Below are 22808 nucleotides of genomic sequence, written 5' to 3' on the forward strand. Positions count from 1 at the left end.
AGGAGGAAACAAAAAACCTATTGCAATAAAGTAAGAAACAAAAACTACAATTCCACCATATTTCCCATTCATTACGCTAATACTGTAATCCACAATACAGCATTAACAAACCCTGCTGTTCAAAAAAATCTTAATAAAAACGACTCTATGACTTATCTAATACAGTTAAAATACGCCTTTTTTATGAAATTTATCTACGAACACACATAACCTCTTTATGAAGGCAAATATAAAAAAATTCAAACACTCTAACCCAAATAATCTTTTAGTGATCATTCCTTCAATTTGAACTTTTACGATGACCACAAAGATTGCAGTTTCCACCTCTAGACATCTAATAACTTCTAAATGTGTCTTTTTGATGTCTAAAATTTATTTTTGGAGCATTTGTTATGAAAAGATCAGACCTTATCTTAAAACGCGGTGATTTAAGGGGGCATTCTTTTTCTGGTTTTTCACCTTTGTTGAAGGCCGCTTCATTAGGTACTGTTATGACAGCGCTTTTATCGAGTGTTTCTCCTGTCATTGCATCTACTTTTTCTCCAACAGAACAACAAACAACGATTCAGAGGCAAAAAGATCTTAACAGCTCTAAAAGCACTGATGGTTCAGGTGTACTTTCTTCAAATATTTTACGTGAAGGTTCAGAAGGTCGTAACGGAAGTGTTCATTTCTCGAGTAATCAGTTTTGTGGTGTAGATGATATTGTCGTTTCTAACACTTTTGATTCGAAGAAAATAGATACAGGAAGAACTATTACTGAAGGAAATAATGAAAAATTCATAGCCAGCAGACAATTTGCCTCTTGTCAGCTTGAGAGACCTGCAATTTGGACTGTTGATGGTAGAAATACTACGTCTGATGTATTAAATAATACTATGTCTGATGTATTGAATTTTGTGCCGTCATATGCGTTTAAAAGAAATAAAGCTAGTGGTTTGGAATGGGGTGACAATGCGGTAGCTAAAGATGAAGGATCTATTGCTATAGGTCATGGCGCTCACGCTAACGGTAGGAAGAATGAGAAGCCAGACGCAAGCATCGCCATTGCAATAGGTGATAAGTCCACTGTGGCAATAGGTTCAGCTACAATCTCTATAGGTGCGAACGCTCGCACGCACGAGAACGGGGCAATAGCTATAGGTGCACGGACAGAAGTAACAGTTGTGGGAGGTGTTGCTTTAGGTACTTTTGCTTTAGCTGATGTTGCGGGCGGTGTTGCGGGTTATGATCCTGTCACAGGGAAAGCAACAACAAATGAAGATAGGATATGGGTCAGTAATACAGGTGCGTTCAGTATTGGCGGCAGCACAAATAACTCAAGCCACCCAGAGAGAAATAAAACACGACAAATTATAAATTTAGCCGCTGGTACTGAAGATACTGATGCCGTGAATATTGCTCAGTTAAAGGCTTTGAGACAATGGACAGGAGATGAGATAGCTAAAGTTGGGGGAGGTTGGAATTTAAGTGTTAATGGACAAGGTTCTGCAAATATTTCTTCAGGGAGCACAGTTGATTTTTCATCTACTGGCAACCTTGAAATTTCAAAGGATCAAGATAATAAAGTAACATTTGATCTTGCGAAGAGTATCACTGTTGATAAGCTAACAGTAGCAGAGCATACCTTAGATCAAACTGGCTTAGTTTTTAAAGATGGTCCAAGCATAACGGTTTCTGGAATCGATGTGGCTAGCAAAAAGATCACAGGAGTTGCTGATGGCGTTGCGGATAGTGATGCTGTTAATAAAAAACAGTTGAATGAAGTAGAAAAATTGGCAACGAAAAGTTGGCAGCTGTCTATTGGCGGAACAAATGCAACAGATGTTGCTCCAGGGAGCACAGTTGATTTTTCATCTACTGACAACCTTAAAATTTCAAAGGATCAAGATAATAAAGTAACATTTGATCTTGCGAAGAGTATCACTGTTGATAAGCTAACAGTAGCAGGGCATACCTTAGATCAAACTGGCTTAAGTATTAAAGGTGGTCCAAGTGTTACAGCTGCTAATGGTATAAATGCCGGTCATAGGAGAATTCTCGGAGTAGCAGATGGTTTTTTAGATGATGACGCCGTTAATAAAAAACAGCTGAATGTAGTAGAAGAATTAGTGAAGAAAGGTTGGCGTTTATCAGTTAACGGTGGAGAGGATCTATATGTTGGAGCGGGAAATAAAATTAGTTTCATTAATGGAGATCAAAATCTTTCAATTTTAGGGGATAACGCTAGAAGTATAACGTTTGATCTTGCACAGGACATTTCAGTTAATAGTGTAATTTTAGGAAGGCAAATTTTAAATAAAGATGGCTTAACTCTTGAAGACGGTACAAGTATAACAACTAATGGTATTGCGGCTGGTGGTAAGAAGATTTCAGGCGTTTTAGCTGGGACTGAAGATACTGATGCAGTCAATTTTTCTCAATTGAATGCAGTTAAAAATGAATTAGAAAAGAACAATTGGATCCAGCAAGATTCTGCGACGGGTATTATTACAATAGGTGCGCAAGTAGGTGGTACAGCAATCGATTTTGCGAATAAAGATGGAGAAGGGCGCATCCTTTCCGGTTTGAAGGACGGAGCAGTCTCAGAAACTTCTAATGCAGCGGTTACCGGCAACCAGCTTTATACCACGAATAGCCAGATTGCTCAATATTTAGGCGGTGGTGCGCGCTATGAAGATGGTCAATGGATTGATCCTACTTTCACACTTAATGTTGTCCAAGAAGATGGTTCTACGCAAGAGAAAGAATATAAGAATGTAGCAGATGCATTGAAGGATGTGAGTACTTCCTTCACGAATGTTGAGAATGTCTTTGAGAATGGTATAGTGCAGCAAGAGGAAAGTGAAGATGAGAGTGGTCGTATCACGATAGGCTTGCAGACTGGTGGAACAGAAGTCAGTCTTTTGAATAAAGATGGCAGTAGGCGTGTTCTTTCTGGTTTAGCTGATGGAGATCTTTCTGAAGGTTCTACGGAGGCAGTTACTGGTAGTCAGTTGTTCAAGGTTGATAGTGATCTTAAGGCGACAAAGGATACGGTTACAGAAATCAGTACGACTGTTGATGGTTTGTCAACAAGTATGACGGCAGTTCAAGGAGATGTATCAAAGATTGCGAAGAATACGTCTAAATATTTAGGGGGCGGAGCAAATATTCTTGATGGGACAGCTCCGACTTATAGGGTTCAGGGTAAAGATTACCAGAACGTAGGAACAGCTTTTACAGGTGTTGATGGTTCGATTACTGACATTTATTCGAAAATTGCGAGTGTAGCAGGGGTAGTCTTGTTGAACAAGAAGCAAGTGAAGATGGCAGTGGCCGCATTACGGTAGGGTCGAAAGTAGCTGGTGCGGAAATCAATTTTTCGAACAAAGATGATGAAGGTCGGGTCCTTTCCGGTATCAAGGATGGCATAGTTTCAAGAGGTTCTAATCAGGCAGTTACCGGCAACCAGCTTTATACCACGAATAGCCAGATTGCTCAATATTTAGGTGGTGGTGCGCGCTATGAAGATGGTCAATGGATTGATCCTACTTTCACACTTAATGTTGTCCAAGAAGATGGTTCTACGCAAGAGAAAGAATATAAGAATGTAGCAGATGCATTGAAGGATGTGAGTACTTCCTTCACGAATGTTGAGAACGTTTTTGAGAATGGTATAGTGCAGCAAGAGGAAAGTGAAGATGAGAGTGGTCGTATCACGATAGGCTTGCAGACTGGTGGAACAGAAGTCAGTCTTTTGAATAAAGATGGCAGTAGGCGTGTTCTTTCTGGTTTAGCTGATGGAGATCTTTCTGAAGGTTCTACGGAGGCAGTTACTGGTAGTCAGTTGTTCAAGGTTGATAGTGATCTTAAGGCGACAAAGGATACGGTTACAGAAATCAGTACGACTGTTGATGGTTTGTCAACAAGTATGACGGCAGTTCAAGGAGATGTATCAAAGATTGCGAAGAATACGTCTAAATATTTAGGGGGCGGAGCAAATATTCTTGATGGGACAGCTCCGACTTATAGGGTTCAGGGTAAAGATTACCAGAACGTAGGAACAGCTTTTACAGGTGTTGATGGTTCGATTACTGACATTTATTCGAAAATTGCGAGTGTAGCAGGGGGTAGTCTTGTTGAACAAGAAGCAAGTGAAGATGGCAGTGGCCGCATTACGGTAGGGTCGAAAGTAGCTGGTGCGGAAATCAATTTTTCGAACAAAGATGATGAAGGTCGGGTCCTTTCCGGTATCAAGGATGGCATAGTTTCAAGAGGTTCTAATCAGGCAGTTACCGGCAACCAGCTTTATACCACGAATAGCCAGATTGCTCAATATTTAGGTGGTGGTGCGCGCTATGAAGATGGTCAATGGATTGATCCTACTTTCACACTTAATGTTGTCCAAGAAGATGGTTCTACGCAAGAGAAAGAATATAAGAATGTAGCAGATGCATTGAAGGATGTGAGTACTTCCTTCACGAATGTTGAGAACGTTTTTGAGAATGGTATAGTGCAGCAAGAGGAAAGTGAAGATGAGAGTGGTCGTATCACGATAGGCTTGCAGACTGGTGGAACAGAAGTCAGTCTTTTGAATAAAGATGGCAGTAGGCGTGTTCTTTCTGGTTTAGCTGATGGAGATCTTTCTGAAGGTTCTACGGAGGCAGTTACTGGTAGTCAGTTGTTCAAGGTTGATAGTGATCTTAAGGCGACAAAGGATACGGTTACAGAAATCAGTACGACTGTTGATGGTTTGTCAACAAGTATGACGGCAGTTCAAGGAGATGTATCAAAGATTGCGAAGAATACGTCTAAATATTTAGGGGGCGGAGCAAATATTCTTGATGGGACAGCTCCGACTTATAGGGTTCAGGGTAAAGATTACCAGAACGTAGGAACAGCTTTTACAGGTGTTGATGGTTCGATTACTGACATTTATTCGAAAATTGCGAGTGTAGCAGGGGTAGTCTTGTTGAACAAGAAGCAAGTGAAGATGGCAGTGGCCGCATTACGGTAGGGTCGAAAGTAGCTGGTGCGGAAATCAATTTTTCGAACAAAGATGATGAAGGTCGGGTCCTTTCCGGTATCAAGGATGGCATAGTTTCAAGAGGTTCTAATCAGGCAGTTACCGGCAACCAGCTTTATACCACGAATAGCCAGATTGCTCAATATTTAGGTGGTGGTGCGCGCTATGAAGATGGTCAATGGATTGATCCTACTTTCACACTTAATGTTGTCCAAGAAGATGGTTCTACGCAAGAGAAAGAATATAAGAATGTAGCAGATGCATTGAAGGATGTGAGTACTTCCTTCACGAATGTTGAGAACGTTTTTGAGAATGGTATAGTGCAGCAAGAGGAAAGTGAAGATGAGAGTGGTCGTATCACGATAGGCTTGCAGACTGGTGGAACAGAAGTCAGTCTTTTGAATAAAGATGGCAGTAGGCGTGTTCTTTCTGGTTTAGCTGATGGAGATCTTTCTGAAGGTTCTACGGAGGCAGTTACTGGTAGTCAGTTGTTCAAGGTTGATAGTGATCTTAAGGCGACAAAGGATACGGTTACAGAAATCAGTACGACTGTTGATGGTTTGTCAACAAGTATGACGGCAGTTCAAGGAGATGTATCAAAGATTGCGAAGAATACGTCTAAATATTTAGGAGGCGGAGCAAATATTCTTGATAGGACAGCCCCGACTTATCAGGTTCAGGGTAAAGATTACCAGAATGTCGGATCAGCCTTTGCAGGTGTTGATGATTCACTATCGGATATTTATCAGGAACTTTCAGGAGTTGGAAGTAAGAGCCTTGTACAACAAGAGGCCAGTGAAGATGGGAATGGTCGCATCACGATAGGGTCGCAAGTAGGTGGTACGGAAATTAGTCTAGCGAACAAAGATGGAGAAGGTCGAACCCTTTCCGGCTTGAAGGATGGAGCCCTTTCAGCAACTTCTAATGAAGCAGTTACAGGAAAACAACTTTATGAAGTTGAGAGCAAGGTTACAGAAACCAGCGGAAAAGTTGAAGGTTTGTCAACAAGTATGACGGCAGTTCAAGGAGATGTATCAAAGATTGCGAAGAATGCTTCTGAGTATTTAGGGGGCGGAGCAAATGTTCTTGATGGGACAGCTCCGACTTATCAGGTTCAGGGTAAAGATTACCAGAACGTAGGAACAGCTTTTACAGGTGTTGATGGTTCGATTACTGACATTTATTCGAAAATTGCGAGTGTAGCAGGGGGTAGTCTTGTTGAACAAGAAGCAAGTGAAGATGGCAGTGGTCGCATTACGGTAGGGTCGAAAGTAGCTGGTGCGGAAATCAATTTTTCGAATAAAGATGATGAAGGTCGGGTCCTTTCCGGTATCAAGGATGGCATAGTTTCAAGAGGTTCTAATCAGGCAGTTACCGGCAACCAGCTTTATACCACGAATAGCCAGATTGCTCAATATTTAGGCGGTGGTGCGCGCTATGAAGATGGTCAATGGATTGATCCTACTTTCACACTTAATGTTGTCCAAGAAGATGGTTCTACGCAAGAGAAAGAATATAAGAATGTAGCAGATGCATTGAAGGATGTGAGTACTTCCTTCACGAATGTTGAGAATGTCTTTGAGAATGGTATAGTGCAACAAGAGGAAAGTGAAGATGAGAGTGGTCGTATCACGATAGGTGCGAAAGTAGGTGGTACGGAAATTAGTCTAGCGAACAAAGATGGAGAAGGTCGGATCCTTTCCGGCTTGAAGGATGGAGCCCTTTCAGCAACTTCTAATGAAGCAGTTACAGGGAAACAACTTTATGAGGTTGATAGCAAATTTACAGCGAGTGTTGATGAATTGTCTACAAGTATGACGGCAGTTCAAGGAGATGTATCAAAGATTGCTGAGAATGCTTCCCAATATTTAGGGGGCGGAGCAGATGTTTTTGAAGGAACAGCGCCAATTTATCAGGTTCAGGGTGAAGATTACAGGAATGTAGGAGAAGCCTTTGCAAGTGTTGATGGTTCACTATCGGATATTTATCAGGAACTTTCAGGAGTTGGAAGTAAGAGCCTTGTACAACAAGAGGCCAGTGAAAATGGTGATGGTCGTATCACGATAGGCTTGCAGACTGGTGGAACAGAAGTCAGTCTTTTGAATAAAGATGGCAGTAGGCGTGTTCTTTCTGGTTTAGCTGATGGAGATCTTTCTGAAGGTTCTACGGAGGCAGTTACTGGTAGTCAGTTGTTCAAGGTTGATAGTGATCTTAAGGCGACAAAGGATACGGTTACAGAAATCAGTACGACTGTTGATGGTTTGTCGAGTGGTTTAACAGAAGTAAAAACTCATGTTACACAAGTTGAAGGAGATCTTAAAGGTGTAACAGCTAATGTGAGTAAGATAACAGAGAATAGCTCTCGTTATTTAGGGGGCGGAGCAAATATCCTTGAAGGACAAGCTCCGACGTATAAAGTTCAAGGATCGCAACATAATGATGTAGGCTCTGCCTTTGTAGGAATTGATGCCGCCCTTACAGATATTTACAAAGAACTTTCAGGGGAAGGAGGTTCGGAAGGTGTCGGTCTTGTCCAGCAAGATACAGGGACAGGACATATCACGATAGGATCGAAAGCAGAAGGAACAGAAATTAATATTTCGAACAAAGATGGTGATGGACGGATCCTTTCTGGATTGTCAGATGGCAAAATAGTCACGGGTTCGAGAGAAGCGGTTACGGGTTCCCAATTATATGAAACGAATAGTAAAGTTGCGTCATATTTAGGAGGGGGAGCAGAATATAAAGAAGGCGTTTGGATTGATCCTACTTTCACACTTAATGTTGTCCAAGAAGATGGTTCTACGCAAGAGCAAGAATATAAGAATGTAGCAGATGCATTGAAGGATGTGAGTACTTCCTTCACGAATATTGAGAATGTCTTTGAGAATGGTATAGTGCAGCAAGAGGAAAGTGAAGATGAGAGTGGTCGTATCACGATAGGCTTGCAGACTGGTGGAACAGAAGTCAGTCTTTTGAATAAAGATGGCAGTAGGCGTGTTCTTTCTGGTTTAGCTGATGGAGATCTTTCTGAAGGTTCTACGGAGGCAGTTACTGGTAGTCAGTTGTTCAAGGTTGATAGTGATCTTAAGGCGACAAAGGATACGGTTACAGAAATCAGTACGACTGTTGATGGTTTGTCAACAAGTATGACGGCAGTTCAAGGAGATGTATCAAAGATTGCGAAGAATACGTCTAAATATTTAGGGGGCGGAGCAAATATTCTTGATAGGACAGCCCCGACTTATCAGGTTCAGGGTAAAGATTACCAGAATGTCGGATCAGCCTTTGCAGGTGTTGATGATTCACTATCGGATATTTATCAGGAACTTTCAGGGGTTGGAAGTAAGAGCCTTGTACAACAAGAGGCCAGTGAAAATGGTGATGGTCGTATCACGATAGGTGCGCAAGTAGGTGGTACGGAAATTAGTCTAGCGAACAAAGATGGAGAAGGTCGAACCCTTTCCGGCTTGAAGGATGGAGCCCTTTCAGCAACTTCTAATGAAGCAGTTACAGGGAAACAACTTTATGAGGTTGATAGCAAATTTACAGCGAGTGTTGATGAATTGTCTACAAGTATGACGGCAGTTCAAGGAGATGTATCAAAGATTGCTGAGAATGCTTCTCAATATTTAGGGGGCGGAGCAGATATTTTTGAAGGAACAGCGCCAATTTATCAGGTTCAGGGTAAAGATTACCAGAATGTCGGATCAGCCTTTGCAGGTGTTGATGATTCACTATCGGATATTTATCAGGAACTTTCAGGGGTTGGAAGTAAGAGCCTTGTACAACAAGAGGCCAGTGAAAATGGTGATGGTCGTATCACGATAGGTGCGCAAGTAGGTGGTACGGAAATTAGTCTAACGAACAAAGATGGAGAAGGTCGAACCCTTTCCGGCTTGAAGGATGGAGCCCTTTCAGCAACTTCTAATGAAGCAGTTACAGGGAAACAACTTTATGAGGTTGATAGCAAATTTACAGCGAGTGTTGATGAATTGTCTACAAGTATGACGGCAGTTCAAGGAGATGTATCAAAGATTGCTGAGAATGCTTCTCAATATTTAGGGGGCGGAGCAGATGTTTTTCATGGGACAGCGCCAACTTATCAGGTTCAGGGTGAAGATTACAGGAATGTAGGAGAAGCCTTTGCAAGTGTTGATGGTTCACTATCGGATATTTATCAGGAACTTTCAGGAGTTGGAAGTAAGAGCCTTGTACAACAAGAGGCCAGTGAAAATGGTGATGGTCGTATCACGATAGGTGCGAAAGTAGGTGGTACGGAAATTAGTCTAGCGAACAAAGATGGAGAAGGTCGGATCCTTTCCGGCTTGAAGGATGGAGCCCTTTCAGCAACTTCTAATGAAGCAGTTACAGGGAAACAACTTTATGAGGTTGATAGCAAATTTACAGCGAGTGTTGATGAATTGTCTACAAGTATGACGGCAGTTCAAGGAGATGTATCAAAGATTGCTGAGAATGCTTCTCAATATTTAGGGGGCGGAGCAGATGTTTTTCATGGGACAGCGCCAACTTATCAGGTTCAGGGTGAAGATTACAGGAATGTAGGAGAAGCCTTTGCAAGTGTTGATGGTTCACTATCGGATATTTATCAGGAACTTTCAGGAGTTGGAAGTAAGAGCCTTGTACAACAAGAGGCCAGTGAAAATGGTGATGGTCGTATCACGATAGGTGCGAAAGTAGGTGGTACGGAAATTAGTCTAGCGAACAAAGATGGAGAAGGTCGGATCCTTTCCGGCTTGAAGGATGGAGCCCTTTCAGCAACTTCTAATGAAGCAGTTACAGGGAAACAACTTTATGAGGTTGATAGCAAATTTACAGCGAGTGTTGATGAATTGTCTACAAGTATGACGGCAGTTCAAGGAGATGTATCAAAGATTGCTGAGAATGCTTCTCAATATTTAGGGGGCGGAGCAGATGTTTTTCATGGGACAGCGCCAACTTATCAGGTTCAGGGTGAGTTCTATAATACTGTAGGATCTACATTTGCTGGAATTGATAGAACATTGACACAGCTTCTAAATGACACGAGTGAAAATAGTGAAAATCTTCAAAATAGTTTGTTATGGGACGAAGAGGAGGGTGCATTTGTTGCACTTCATGGTGAAAAGGGGAAAGAGAAAGTTAAGAGCAAACTTAAGTTTCTTATTGATGGAGATATAGCAGAGGGTTCGACAGAAGCGGTTACTGGGAGCCAGCTTTATGAGACCAATACTAAGCTTGCAGAATATTTCGGTGGTGGAGCAAAATATGGAGCTAACGGATGGACTGCTCCAAAGTTTGAAGTTGTTCAACTCAATTCTGGTAGTAAAAGCGGTCAAAAGAACTATAATAAGTATGATACTGTAGCTGGTGCTTTTGGTGGTGTTAATGACAATATGGAAGATCTGAACGATCGTCTGAACAAGGTTAAAGAACAAACAGAACAGATAGAACAGAATGGTTTGCAGTGGAATCAAAGTAAGGGTGCTTATGACGCAAGCCGAAAGGATAAAGAAGGAAATTCTGACAGCAGTAGGATTACCGGCGTTAAAGATGGCGAAATATCAAAAGGCTCTAGCGATGTTGTTACTGGAAATCAGCTTTGGGAAACGAACAACAAAGTAGATGATCTTAAAAACGACGTAAATAATCTTAAAGACAAGGTTGATGATTTTGAGAATTCGGTTGGCCAAATGGCAGAGGGTGCTGTTCAATATGATAAAGACTCTGAAGGCAAAAAAACGAATAAAATCACTTTAGCAGGTGGTGATGCAAGTGCACCTGTGATCATTGATAATGTTGGAGATGGTAAAGTTGAGAAAGATTCGAAAGAAGCTATCAATGGTGGACAATTGTATGAAAAGATGGGTATTGTTCTTGATGAGGCTAAGAAGCACACAGATGAACAGATGAAGCAAGCTGTTTCAGAAGCTAAAGATTATACTGATATGAAATTTGATAGCTTAAATTATAATATTGAAGGTGTCAAAAGCGAAGCAAGACAAGCAGCAGCCATTGGTTTAGCTGCCGCTAACCTGCGTTATGAAGATGCTCCTGGTGCATTAAGTGTTGCGTTTAGTAGCGGTTCGTGGCGTAGTCAATCTGCTATTGCTTTTGGTGCTGGTTATACATCTGAGAGCGGCAACATTCGTTCTAATCTATCTGTCACTACTGCTGGTGGTCATTGGGGAATAGGTGCAGGAATAAGTGTGAGATTAAAATAATGATGAAATATCAAAGTATTTTTTCAAATCTTTTGTTCCTCTTTATCTTATTAGGAAAAAGTGAAAGTTTTTCTCATGGGCAAGATAATATATATACGGTGCATCCACCTCAACTATCTGTTCCTGGTGGTAAACCTGGCGAAACACAAAGGCTTATTATGCAATTTTATAATTGGACTTTGATTTGTGATGAAAATAAAATACTTAAACAGGGTATATGTAATGTAACACAAGCTATTCATGATAAAGAAGATAATACAATTTTTAGTTGGTCTCTTGTTTCTACGAAAAATGGTCAACCAGCTATACTCTTCCGAACATTGCCAAATGCTGATACAAATGTTCCTATTCGAATATTTATGGAGAATATTAAAGAACCTATTCTTGTTCATTATACGCAGTGTGGCGAAGAAGTTTGTTTGGCTCAATCGCCTTTGGGGCCGGTTTTAAGTAGTCAAATAGAGAAAAAAAAGAATGTACGTATTTCTTATAGCCTTAAAGAAGGAAAAACATTCTCTTTTATTGCACCATTTAACGGTTTAAGTGAAGCATTGTTTTCTTTACAAAAATAGGAAATGCAAATAGTAATTATACGAAAAAATCGCTTATTTTGGAAGGTATTTGCTTTTTTAAAATTAAAATAAGACAAATACATATTGATCTGCAATTAAAATACATAGTATATTAAAAGCTATCTTCAGTAAATATTTATAAAATATTCAATGAAATATAAATTTTTGTTAAATAGTATATTTTCCATATAAGTTTTCAGCTATAAAAATCTTTATTAGAAAAGTGTGTGTTGTGAGAATACAGATTTTCTTTATTTAATAAATTTTGTACATGATTAAAACATATAAATATATCTTTCGATTTTTTATCATGTGTATGTGGTAAGTTAAATTGTATTAATATTGATATCGCGTAAGGGATAATACTACTATTCGTTTTATTTACAGGTAATTATCTAGTCGAATGTAATAAAAAATTGTACAATAAAATAGCTTAAGGTGTACAAAAACACCAATAAGTAACGTTTTTCTTTACGCAGCTTTAATTAGAAAAATAGCTATCATCTTTTTATTTCAACATTCTGATTTACGGATTGTAAGAGTGAACTAGGAGAAGTAAAATGAGTAGTGTTTAATATCAAAGCTGCAATGCTACAATTGAAGTGTTAAAATTAAATCAAAAGCAGATTAATCGCTATTATTTAGTTACGATGAAAATTTGCTATTTAGATAAAAATAGTTATTTATTCAGTATCTTATAGATAAGATCAATTTCAAACTAGAAATATATCTTTTCGTTATAAAATATAGTTCGTTAGCTAAGTTAGATACTAGGAAGGAATTATGTTTTTTGATGTGGGAAGCGGTGTATTAGAAATTATCAGAATATGGAAATGATAAACTTATGAAAAAAACAACATCGATAGGTGGTAGAGGTGGTTCAGGATCAAAAGCACTATATCAGCGTATAAAAAAGAAAGCAGGAACTATTAAATCATCATCACGGCGATGGCTAGAAAGACATTTGAATGATCCTTATGTCCATAAATCAAAAGTGGATGGTTATCGTTCTCGTTCTGCTTACAAACTGATTGAAATTGATGAACGTTATAAGATTTTCAAGAAAGGTCAGAAAGTCATTGATCTAGGAGCTGCTCCTGGAGGATGGTGTCAAGTAGTATCACGTAAAGTTGCGTCAACAGATCAAAAGCCTAGTGTTGTTGGTATTGATTATTTAGCAATGGATCCGCTTCCTGGTGTGATAGTGCTTAAAATGGATTTTTTATGTGAAGATGCACCACAGAAATTAATGAATGCGTTAGAAACACAACCGGATATAGTTCTTTCTGATATGGCAGCACCAACAACAGGACATCGTAAAACTGATCATTTGAGAACAATGTATTTATGTGAAATGGCTGCTGATTTTGCCCTCTCTGTTCTTAAAACTGGAGGGCATTTTTTAGCAAAAGCTTTTCAGGGAGGAGCAGAAAACACTCTTCTCACTACGTTGAAACAGAATTTTAAAATAGTTCATCATGTCAAACCTCCTGCAAGTCGAGCAGAATCGGTAGAGCTTTATCTTTTAGCTCTTGAATTTAAGGGCAGAATTAACGCACAAGAATAGTCTTTTCGTGTATAAAAAAACAAAAATTATTTTATTCTATTTGCAATACAAATACTTTTTAACCAATTTATAATAATTATACATAGTTTTGGCATGTTTTTTTATAAAAAGTACAACACATAAAATGAATGTATTTTGTGAAAGTAGAGTAAATTAATTTTTCAGTGGGCTTTTTTATGAAATTTCTTGATCAGGCTAAAGTCTATATTCGTTCTGGTAATGGTGGAGCAGGAGCAGTATCATTCCGTCGTGAAAAATTTATAGAATTTGGAGGTCCAGATGGAGGTAATGGAGGACGTGGGGGCGATGTATGGGCTCTTGTTGTTGATGGACTCAATACACTAATTGATTATCGTTATCAGCAACATTTTAGAGCAAAAACAGGAGGGCATGGTAAGGGGCGCAATATGACAGGTGTAAAGGGTGATGATATCATTCTTAAAGTGCCGGTTGGAACACAGATTTTTGAAGAAGATAATAAAACATTGATTTGTGATTTGATAGAAGTTGGTCAACGTTATCGTCTTGCCAAAGGAGGCAATGGTGGTTTTGGTAATCTTCATTTTACAACTTCTACGAATCGAGCACCTCGGCATGCAAATCCAGGCTTGAGTGGAGAAGAGCGTACACTTTGGCTACGTTTGAAATTGATTGCTGATGGAGGACTTGTTGGTTTGCCAAATGCTGGCAAATCAACTTTTTTAGCGGCAGTAACAGCTGCAAAGCCCAAAATTGCGGATTATCCTTTTACTACTTTGTATCCTCATCTTGGTGTTGCTTCTATTGATGCCCGCGAATTTATTTTGGCCGATATTCCAGGTTTGATTGAAGGAGCTCATGAAGGCGTGGGAATCGGTGACCGTTTTTTAGGGCATATAGAACGTTGCCGTGTTTTACTTCATTTGGTTTCTGCTCAAGAAGAAGATATAGCAAAAGCTTATTATACTATCCGTCATGAGCTCGAAGCATATGGACATGATTTAAGTGATAAAACTGAAATTGTAGCTTTAAGTCAGATCGATACTCTTTCCATTAGAGAACGTGCTGTCAAACAAGAAATATTGCAAAGAGCATCTGGTAAATCGGTTATGATGTTTTCTGCGGTTAGTCATGAAGGTTTAGATCATGTGTTGCGTGCTATTGCACATATCATTGAAAAAGAACGAAAAAATAATGTTTATGAAACATAAATAGGATTCATGATAATGACCATTAGAATGCAAAAACTTTTGCAATATAAACATATTGAGATTAATATTGCTTCTGTGCTTTTAGTAAATCCTCAAACAGGTTTACGTATTGAATGGCTTAAAAGTTTAATTAATGATGCTGTTGTCCTATGCTAAAAGAGCGCTGAGGTTCTATTGGTTTCTTTTGGTGCTGTTTTTAGGCGTACCTCACTTCGTCTTTCTTTAAATTAGAAGAAAGTCAGGCATGTGCTGCTTTAGGTTAAATTGAGTTGGCTAAAGCTTATAGTGATGAATTGGCCCGACATGGATTGAAAACAGGTCAGATTTTCTGACATTATCTGATATGGAAGAGCGTCGGCGTTTTCTTAATGTACGTGCTACTATTGATATGCTTTTACGTTTTTGGGTCATACTTGTTATCAATGAAAATGATATCGTAGCAAAAAAGTGAAATTCGTTATGGTGATAATGATCGTTTAGCAGCATGTGTTGCAACGATGATGAGGTCAGGTCTTTTAATCCTTTTCAGATATTGATGGTCTTTATACGTGTTCTTCTCATTTGAAACCAGGAGCTGAACTTGTTTCTTTTATTGCATCAATTACAAGTGATATTGAGAAAATGGCGAGTGTTGCTGCTTCAGAGTTTTAACGGGGAACAATGAAACTACATTTGAGGCCGAGAAAATATCTACTGCTGTTCCAACAACAGTGGTTATTATTCAGGAAAAAGCATGGATCCTCTTGTAGCAATTGACAAAGGAAAACGCAGTAGTTTTTTACTACAAATGAGAAGCTAGTAAATGCCTGGGAAACATGGATTTCTGGTCATTTAGATCCATTTGGTGTTTTGGCTATTGATCAGGGTGCCATTAAAGCACTTGAGGCTGGAAAATCATTATTTTCTACCAGAGTTGTTGCGGTTGAGGGAATGTTTGATCGTGAAGATACGATTGCGATTATTGATGAAAGTGGAATTGAGATTGCTCGTGGTCTTATAAATTATGGAGCAGATGAAGCGAAAATTATTATAAGTTATAAGAACGAAGAAATAGAATATATTCTTGGGAATGAAGTATGTTTCGTTGTAATGCATTGCAATGATATAGTTTTAGGTTGCTTATAGGATTGAATATAAAAGTTCTCTTTTTTTTGTGAATGCGTGATCATATGACTTTAGCAGAGCAGATGAGAGTTATAGGGCAGAAAGCACGTGATATTGCTTCGATATTTGCAAGTGCTTCTGCTGACCAAAGAAAAAGTGCTTTGGAAAAGATCGCTCTGAACCTAGAAAATCAGTCGGTTGAAATTTTATGTACTAATCGTCAAGATTTAGATTAGAAAATGCTACTCGGAATAATTTAACATCCGCAATGGTTGATCGGCTGAAGTTGGATGAAGTGCGTTTACATGCAATGATCGATAGTGTTTGTTAGATTGCTTTCTTGCCCGATCCTGTTAGAGAAGTAATCAGTGCATGGACGTCTGCAAATGGGCTTCTCATATTTGTCGTGTGTGAACAGCATTTGGTGTCATTGGTATTATTTATGAACGCCGATCAAATGTTATAATTGATGCAAGTGCTTTGTGTTTGAAAGATGGAAATGCTGCAATTTTGCGTAGTGGTTCAAATAGTTGTCATTTTGTACTTACGCTTCATTCGGCATTAGTGAAAGGATTGGAACAAGCCGGCTTACCTAGGAGTTCTATTTAAATAGTGGAAACAAAAGATTGCGATGCTATTGGAGAAATGCTTAAAGTTTGGATGGTGCAATTGATGTTATTATACTCCGTAGTGGGAAAAATCTTGTAGCACGCATTCAATTCGGTACTCGTGTTCCTATTTTTGCACATTTAGAGGGTCTTTGTTATATTTATTTTGATAAAACAGCGGATTTAGATATGGCACGTGAAATTGTATTAAATGCAAAATTAAGGCGTACAGGTATATGTGGAGCTTTGGAGACAGTTTTGATTAACTGTCAGGCATTAAAAAAATTCTTCCTGTTCTCATTGTTTTACAGGAGAAGGGATATGAAATTCGTATGATAGAAGATATCATATCGTTTATGCAAGGAGATAGATTAGCTTGTGAAGAAGATGGGTCTTGTGAATATCTTGATGCAATTTTATCTGTTAAAATGGCTGATGGTATTGAGGGAGCTATTGTATACATTTAGCGTTATTCATCAGGACGTATTGAAGCAATTATTAGTGAGAATATGGGGGTGGTTAAAATGTTTTTTAATTGTTTAGATACAGCTATTTTACTTCATAATGCATCAACACAATTTGCTGATGTAGGTAAATTTGGTTTTGAAGCAGAAATTGGTATTGCAACAGGGAAAATGCATGTGCGCAGACCAATAGGAGTTGAACAATTGACATCATTTCAATATTACATTAGCGGAAATGGGCAGGTTAGGCCTTGAAACAACTTTTTTATCCATGGGAAAATCGTATACCACATGTTGAAAAATCCAATGTTATTGGCCTTTTTGGTGGGTCATTTAATCCACCACATGCGGGTCATCTTCTTGTTGCAAAGACTGCAATTGTGCGTTTACGTCTTAACCAATTATGGTGGATGATAACTCCAGGAAATCCTTTAAAAGATTGTTTACAATTGCTATCTTTGCGTGAGAGAATGCAATTAAGCTTGGAACTTCTTAATCATCCAAAGATTCGCGTAACAGGTTTTGAGAAGAATATAGGGAGCAAAATATCTGTTGATACGATTTCTTATATCCTTACCCGCCATAGAGGAGTGCATTTTGTGTGGGTTATGGGAGCAGATAATTTAGCAACATTTCATTATTGGTGTAGGTGGCGGGATATCGTGTCTATGATTCCCATTGCAATCATTGATCGTCCTTTAGCACGTATGTCAGCACTTTCTTCTCCTATGGCTAGAACTTATTGTTATTCTCGTGTGGATGAAAGAGCAAGCACACTATTACCTTTTATGGAACCACCTGCTTGGATTTATTTACATGGACCTTTATCTTTTCAGTCTTCAACAAAGCTTCGTTTACAAGAGGATGATTCTTCTTGAAGATTCTATAGAATTCTGCAACTATTTTAGAGTAACTTTTCTTACTCTCAACTCTTATGCTTCCAATAATAAGAAAGGATATTAGTCTGGAAAAATTTGTACAAAAACGTTGTAATATTATTGCTCCTTTGGCAGCAGAAAAATGCTTATCAGTTATAAATGGCCTTAAAATTATTCTTAGCAGTTTAGAAGATATAAAAGCAGAAGATATTGTTTCTATTGATCTGCAGGGAAGGTCTTCTTTGGCTGATTATATGGTTATTGCTTCTGGTTGTTCGCAGCGTCATATTTCGGCTATCACTGATCGTCTTTTATCTGTTTGGAAAGAAAGTGGATACGGTAGAGCAAGGGTAGAGGGAATGGCTGGAGGGGATTGGGTGCTGATTGATGCAGGCGATATCATTATCCATCTTTTTCGTCCGGAAATTCGTACCTTTTATAATTTAGAAAAAATATGGCTTGATTCAGGTTTCGAGAATATTGAAGCAATTCTTGTTGGAGATAACTAAAATGCAAGTTTCTATTTTTGCTGTTGGTCGTTTGAAACAAGGTGTTGAACAGATATTAGTTCACCGTTATTTGGATCGTTTTTCTAAAAGTGCTGAGGCTGTAGGTTTTCGTTTTGGAAAAATGCAAGAAATATCAGAAAGTCGTGCTCATACAGTTTGTCAACGTATAGAAGAAGAAGGAAAAAAACTTTTTGAATATTTGCCTGAAAAATGCCGATTAATCGTATTGGATGAGCGTGGAGAGTTGATGTCATCATCTGTTTTCGCTGAAAAATTAGCATTTTATCGTGATGAGGGTGCTCGTGATTTGATATTTGCTTTAGGAGGACCTGATGGACATAGCGAAAAGGTTAAAAACCGCTCTGATTTTCTTTTATCTTTTGGTTTTATGACATGGCCGCACCAGATCGCACGTGTATTACTCACAGAACAGTTGTATAGAGCCATAACAATAATCAGTCATCACCCTTATCATCGTCTTTAAAAGTATATATTTTTTATACCTATTCATGCACTTATTAACATTGTTTTAGGTGACAGCATTTAAAGCATCATTAGTTTATATAATTGAGTTTGATGGTTGGACAAATGAAGAGGTTTCTTCATGAAAAGATAAAGATGCAGTATTTATGCAAAAAATGGATGATATTTCTGATGCTAATATTAAGCATGGATATCGGGACATCTATTTTGTATGCTGAAGATATAGACAGTCGCGGGTTAGTACAAAAAATATTAACAGACATTCGCAATAATATTTCTGTATCGCGTCAGCATATTACTTCGTTGATACAACAAGTTGATCGCTTAAAAAAAGATCAGCGTACTTTAACTAATGAACTTATAAAAGTTGCTAAAGTAGAGCGGAATGTAGCAAATGATATTATTGAAAGGGAGGAAAAGCTTAAGCAACTTTTAGAGCAGAAGATGCAAGTGTATCACAACTTAAAAAATCGTCAGGCTGAGTTTGCAGAGATATTAGCCGTTTTAGTGCAGACAGAATTAAAACCACCTCCTGCTCTTATAGCGCGACCTGAAGATGTTCTTGCTTCCATACGCAGCTCTATTTTATTAGGAGCCATCATCCCTGATATGCAAGAAAAAACACAGATTTTAACAGAGAACCTAAAAAAGTTGACCAATTTAAGTCATGTAATTGCTACGGAATGCTCAGATTTAAAAGCTAAAATGCAGAATCAAGCAGAGCAGCTTAAATATTTAGAGTTTTTATTAGATCAAAAAGCGAAATTACAGAAAAGATCAGAAAAAGAGCTTATGGTGTTACGACAGAAAAATATTACTCTTAGTAAGAAAGCTCAATCTTTAGAAGAATTAATTTTAGAGCTTGATTATCAATCACAGTCTGCTTCCGTTTCATCAGAAAATGTACGGAAGAGTTTACAATTATTAGAGCAGATGGATTTTCAAAATAAAAAGGGTCATTTGCTTTTACCTGTTTCAGGAAAAAAAATTCAACATTTTAATAATAGTTCGCATGTTGCACGTTTTGGTGAAATTATTGCAACAGAACCAGAAGCTGTAGTTGTCGCTCCCGCTGATGCTCTTGTTGCTTTTGCTGGATCATTCCGTTCTTATGGACAATTAATTATTCTTAATGTTGGAAATGGTTATTATATTACTCTTATCGGGATGGCTAAAATCAATGTAATTCAGGGGCAGTTTGTTCTTTCAGGTGAACCTATTGGTACAATGGGAACGGAATTTATTGCGAATACTATTGCATTGGATATAGGCAAAAGTACTCCAATGCTTTACATTGAGTTTAGAAAGCATGGAAAACCTGTGAATCCAAATCCTTGGTGGCAGACTGAACAATTAAAAAGGAACAAAAATGATTCGTAAAGTTATTCTTTCGGTTGCTGTGATATTGCTCAGCGCCAGTTCAATGATTATGGTGCAATCTGTTTCTGCGAATAATGATAGTAATACCTATAAACAGTTGGCTATATTCGGTGATATCTTTGAACGAGTGCGGACACACTATGTTACGGTTCCAAATGATAAAAAACTTGTTGAAAATGCTATTAATGGAATGCTTTCTTCGCTTGATCCGCATTCCTCTTATCTGGATGCTGAAGCAGCCAAAGACATGAGGGCTACTACTAAGGGAGAGTTTGGTGGTCTTGGTATTGAAGTGACTATGGAGAAGAACTTCCTTAAGGTTGTTTCCCCAATGGAGGATACACCAGCTTCAAAAGCTGGTATTTTAGCAGGAGATGTTATTTCAAAGATTGATGGTAAACAGGTGAACGGTCAATCTTTGAATGAAGCTGTGAATCAGATGAGAGGTGCTGTTGGTACACCGGTTACGCTAACAATTATTCGTTCTGGTGTTGATAAACCACTTGAGATCAAAGTTATTCGTAATATTATCAAAGTGAAAGCGGTTAAGTATCGTGTTGAAAATGATATTGGTTATTTAAGACTTATTCAATTTTCTGAACAAACTTTTGGTGATCTTCAAGCTGCAGTTAAAGATATTCAATCCAAAATTTCTCAAGATCGTTTGAAAGGATATGTGCTTGATTTACGCCTTAATCCTGGAGGGCTTTTAGAACAGGCTGTTAGTATTTCAGGTGCTTTTCTTAATAAAGGTGAAATTGTATCGATTCGTGGTCGCAGAAAAAAAGATGTGACGAGATTTGATGCTAGACCAGGAGATTTGCTTAATGGAAAGCCTCTCATTGTTCTTATTAATGGTGGTTCAGCAAGTGCTTCTGAAATTGTCGCAGGAGCTTTACAAGATCATCGCCGTGCTACAATTTTGGGAACACAATCTTTTGGGAAGGGATCTGTGCAAACGATTATTCCTTTAGGTGAAAATGGAGCTTTACGTTTAACGACAGCGCTTTATTACACACCGGCAGGTACATCAATTCAAGGAACCGGGATTACACCTGATATTATTGTTGAACAGCCATTGCCTGAAAAATATAAGGGCTATGATGTAACGCTTGGTGAATCTGAGTTAAGAGGACATATCAAAGGAAAACAAGAAAGTGAAAAAGGCTCTGGCTCGGCTGCTTTTGTTCCTAAAGATCCTAAAGATGATATGCAATTGAATGAAGCTTATAAGCTTTTACGGGGTGAAATAACGCATAAGGCGTTTCCACCAGATCCCCGTCAAGATACTTTAAAATAAGAAGAAAGGTGGACAGCTCATGTTTTTATATGAGCTGTACTTTTATTAAGGGATAATGAAGTGGATAGAATTGTTGATTTTAGAGCTCTCCCTTATCGAAAATGTGCGGGAATTCTTGTGTTTAATCATGAAGGTAAGGTTTGGGTTGGACGCCGTTTGATGACAGTCTCTTATGCACAAGTTGATATGTCTAAACTTTGGCAGTTACCACAGGGAGGAATTAATCAGGGAGAAAAACCGATAGATGCAGCACGGCGTGAGCTTTATGAAGAAACAGGTATCCAATCCGTTAAGTTGATTAAGGAAGCTCAAAATTGGTTTGAGTATGATTTTCCAAAAGAACTTATTGGACATGTTTTAAGCAATAAATATCGTGGTCAAATGCAAAAATGGTTTTCTTTTCAGTTCACGGGAGAGATTGCTGAAATTAAGATTAATCCACCGCCTGATGGCAATAAGGCAGAGTTTGATCAGTGGAAATGGATTGATTTGGAAAAGCTTCCGTCAATTGTTGTTTCTTTTAAAAAGCATGTTTATACACAAATTGTAAAAGAATTCCGAAATAGTTTTAGGTGTTTATAACTCTTATAATTGTAAAAGCTATTTTTTTCTTAAGAGGCTTTGTATTATACCTCTTTATCAGAAATAATAGAAGTGATTCTATTGCGTGTTTAAAATTAGGATGTGAGATGAAAAAAATATTTAGTTTCGTTATAACTTTTACACTCTTGAGTGTTTCTATTGTATTTGCACAGAGTACAAAACCAGCCACAACAAAGCTTTCTGAAGCTTCATTGCCAAACGGTGCTTCTTCTTTAACTGAAACTTACGGTTTGTGGAATGTTAACTGTAATTTACAAGAAGGAAAAAAAGTTTGCTTTATGTATCGCCAAGAAGTTAATGATCAAAATCGTGTCATATTAGCTATGAACATTTCTTCCAATTCCGATGGTTCTTTGTCAGGAAATTTGACAGTCCCTTTCGGTATTTTAGTTTCTAAACCTATTCGTTTACAAGTAGATGGTGGGAGGAATGTTATTGAAACGAGCATTCGAACCTGCATACCAGCAGGTTGTATTGTTCCAATAGCTTTTGACAAAAGTTATGTGGCTGCTTTACGTTCAGGAAAAAAGTTGAATTTAGCAATGACAGTTTCTACTCCAGGAGAGCCAGCTCTGAATGATTTATTCGTTCAATTAACTGGTTTTAGCGATGCACTTAACCGTTTTATTGCTTTGCAAATGTAATTAAAATCGGCCTTTAAGGCCGATTTCATTTAGAATAGTTTGTAAGGAAAACAAAAATTAAATTAGCTCATTGGCTAATTATATGAAAGATGAAGAGTTTCTGTAAATTCTTTTTTTTATTTTGGTGTATTATTGCTTCATTTTAATATTTTATTATATTGCAACATAATGGTATATGCAAAAATGTTAATTTTTATCTTGTTCTCTTAGCGATGAAAAAGAAGAATAATTGGTGAGACTATTATAAAAAAGAGTTTATAAAGTTTTCTATGTG

13 protein-coding genes and 2 pseudogenes are annotated in these 22808 nt (G+C 38.1%); all 15 read left to right on the forward strand.

The window, feature by feature from the left end:
- Window positions 1–392 precede the first annotated feature (392 nt).
- The 15 genes and pseudogenes from BAR153v2_RS00645 (at window position 393) to BAR153v2_RS00715 (ending at window position 22534) form a co-directional block, all read left to right on the forward strand.
- The gene (locus tag BAR153v2_RS00645) at window positions 393–3332 is read left to right on the forward strand and encodes a hypothetical protein (RefSeq protein ID WP_078679868.1); all 2940 of its coding nucleotides are present in this window, start codon (window positions 393–395) and stop codon (window positions 3330–3332) included.
- Window positions 3333–3613: 281 nt separating this feature from the next.
- Complete coding sequence (locus tag BAR153v2_RS00650) at window positions 3614–4999, forward strand: hypothetical protein (RefSeq protein WP_244548651.1); 1386 nt, start codon at window positions 3614–3616, stop codon at window positions 4997–4999.
- Between the two features lie 281 nt (window positions 5000–5280).
- The gene (locus tag BAR153v2_RS07320; RefSeq protein ID WP_244548652.1) at window positions 5281–11232 is read left to right on the forward strand and encodes a YadA-like family protein; all 5952 of its coding nucleotides are present in this window, start codon (window positions 5281–5283) and stop codon (window positions 11230–11232) included.
- The gene (locus tag BAR153v2_RS00660; RefSeq protein WP_078679870.1) at window positions 11232–11804 is read left to right on the forward strand and encodes an invasion associated locus B family protein; all 573 of its coding nucleotides are present in this window, start codon (window positions 11232–11234) and stop codon (window positions 11802–11804) included. The genes BAR153v2_RS07320 and BAR153v2_RS00660 overlap by 1 nt, the downstream gene beginning before the upstream one ends.
- Window positions 11805–12648: 844 nt before the next feature.
- Window positions 12649–13371, forward strand: a complete 723-nt coding sequence (locus tag BAR153v2_RS00665; RefSeq protein WP_078679871.1) for an RlmE family RNA methyltransferase — start codon at window positions 12649–12651, stop codon at window positions 13369–13371.
- A gap of 176 nt (window positions 13372–13547) precedes the next feature.
- Entirely contained in the window at window positions 13548–14561 is a 1014-nt protein-coding gene (gene obgE, locus BAR153v2_RS00670; protein ID WP_078679872.1) for a GTPase ObgE, read from the forward strand.
- Window positions 14562–14576: 15 nt separating this feature from the next.
- Window positions 14577–15686: pseudogene (proB, locus tag BAR153v2_RS00675) on the forward strand (glutamate 5-kinase).
- A gap of 62 nt (window positions 15687–15748) precedes the next feature.
- A pseudogene (locus BAR153v2_RS00680) lies at window positions 15749–16992 on the forward strand (glutamate-5-semialdehyde dehydrogenase).
- Window positions 16989–17615 carry a nicotinate-nucleotide adenylyltransferase gene (locus BAR153v2_RS00685; protein WP_244548602.1) on the forward strand — a complete coding sequence of 209 codons (627 nt, stop codon included), beginning with the start codon at window positions 16989–16991 and terminating at the stop codon, window positions 17613–17615. The pseudogene BAR153v2_RS00680 and the gene BAR153v2_RS00685 overlap by 4 nt, the downstream one beginning before the upstream one ends.
- A gap of 56 nt (window positions 17616–17671) precedes the next feature.
- Complete coding sequence (gene rsfS, locus BAR153v2_RS00690; protein WP_198934309.1) at window positions 17672–18124, forward strand: ribosome silencing factor; 453 nt, start codon at window positions 17672–17674, stop codon at window positions 18122–18124.
- Window position 18125: 1 nt separating this feature from the next.
- Entirely contained in the window at window positions 18126–18608 is a 483-nt protein-coding gene (rlmH, locus tag BAR153v2_RS00695) for a 23S rRNA (pseudouridine(1915)-N(3))-methyltransferase RlmH (protein WP_078679873.1), read from the forward strand.
- 92 nt (window positions 18609–18700) lie between these two features.
- Window positions 18701–19987 carry a murein hydrolase activator EnvC gene (locus BAR153v2_RS00700; protein ID WP_078679874.1) on the forward strand — a complete coding sequence of 429 codons (1287 nt, stop codon included), beginning with the start codon at window positions 18701–18703 and terminating at the stop codon, window positions 19985–19987.
- Window positions 19977–21287 (forward strand): S41 family peptidase, encoded by a 1311-nt coding sequence (locus BAR153v2_RS00705; protein ID WP_078679875.1) that lies wholly within the window; start codon window positions 19977–19979, stop codon window positions 21285–21287. Before BAR153v2_RS00700 ends, BAR153v2_RS00705 begins: the two co-directional genes overlap by 11 nt.
- Before the next feature lie 60 nt (window positions 21288–21347).
- Window positions 21348–21869: an RNA pyrophosphohydrolase gene (locus tag BAR153v2_RS00710; RefSeq protein WP_078679876.1), complete on the forward strand. Its 522-nt coding sequence runs from the start codon at window positions 21348–21350 to the stop codon at window positions 21867–21869.
- Window positions 21870–21976: 107 nt separating this feature from the next.
- A complete protein-coding gene (locus tag BAR153v2_RS00715; protein ID WP_078679877.1) occupies window positions 21977–22534 on the forward strand; it encodes an invasion associated locus B family protein in 558 nt (185 codons plus the stop codon).
- Window positions 22535–22808 lie beyond the last annotated feature (274 nt).

Source organism: Bartonella sp. AR 15-3, assembly GCF_002022445.1.
In the GTDB taxonomy this organism is placed as follows: Bacteria; Pseudomonadota; Alphaproteobacteria; order Rhizobiales; family Rhizobiaceae; genus Bartonella.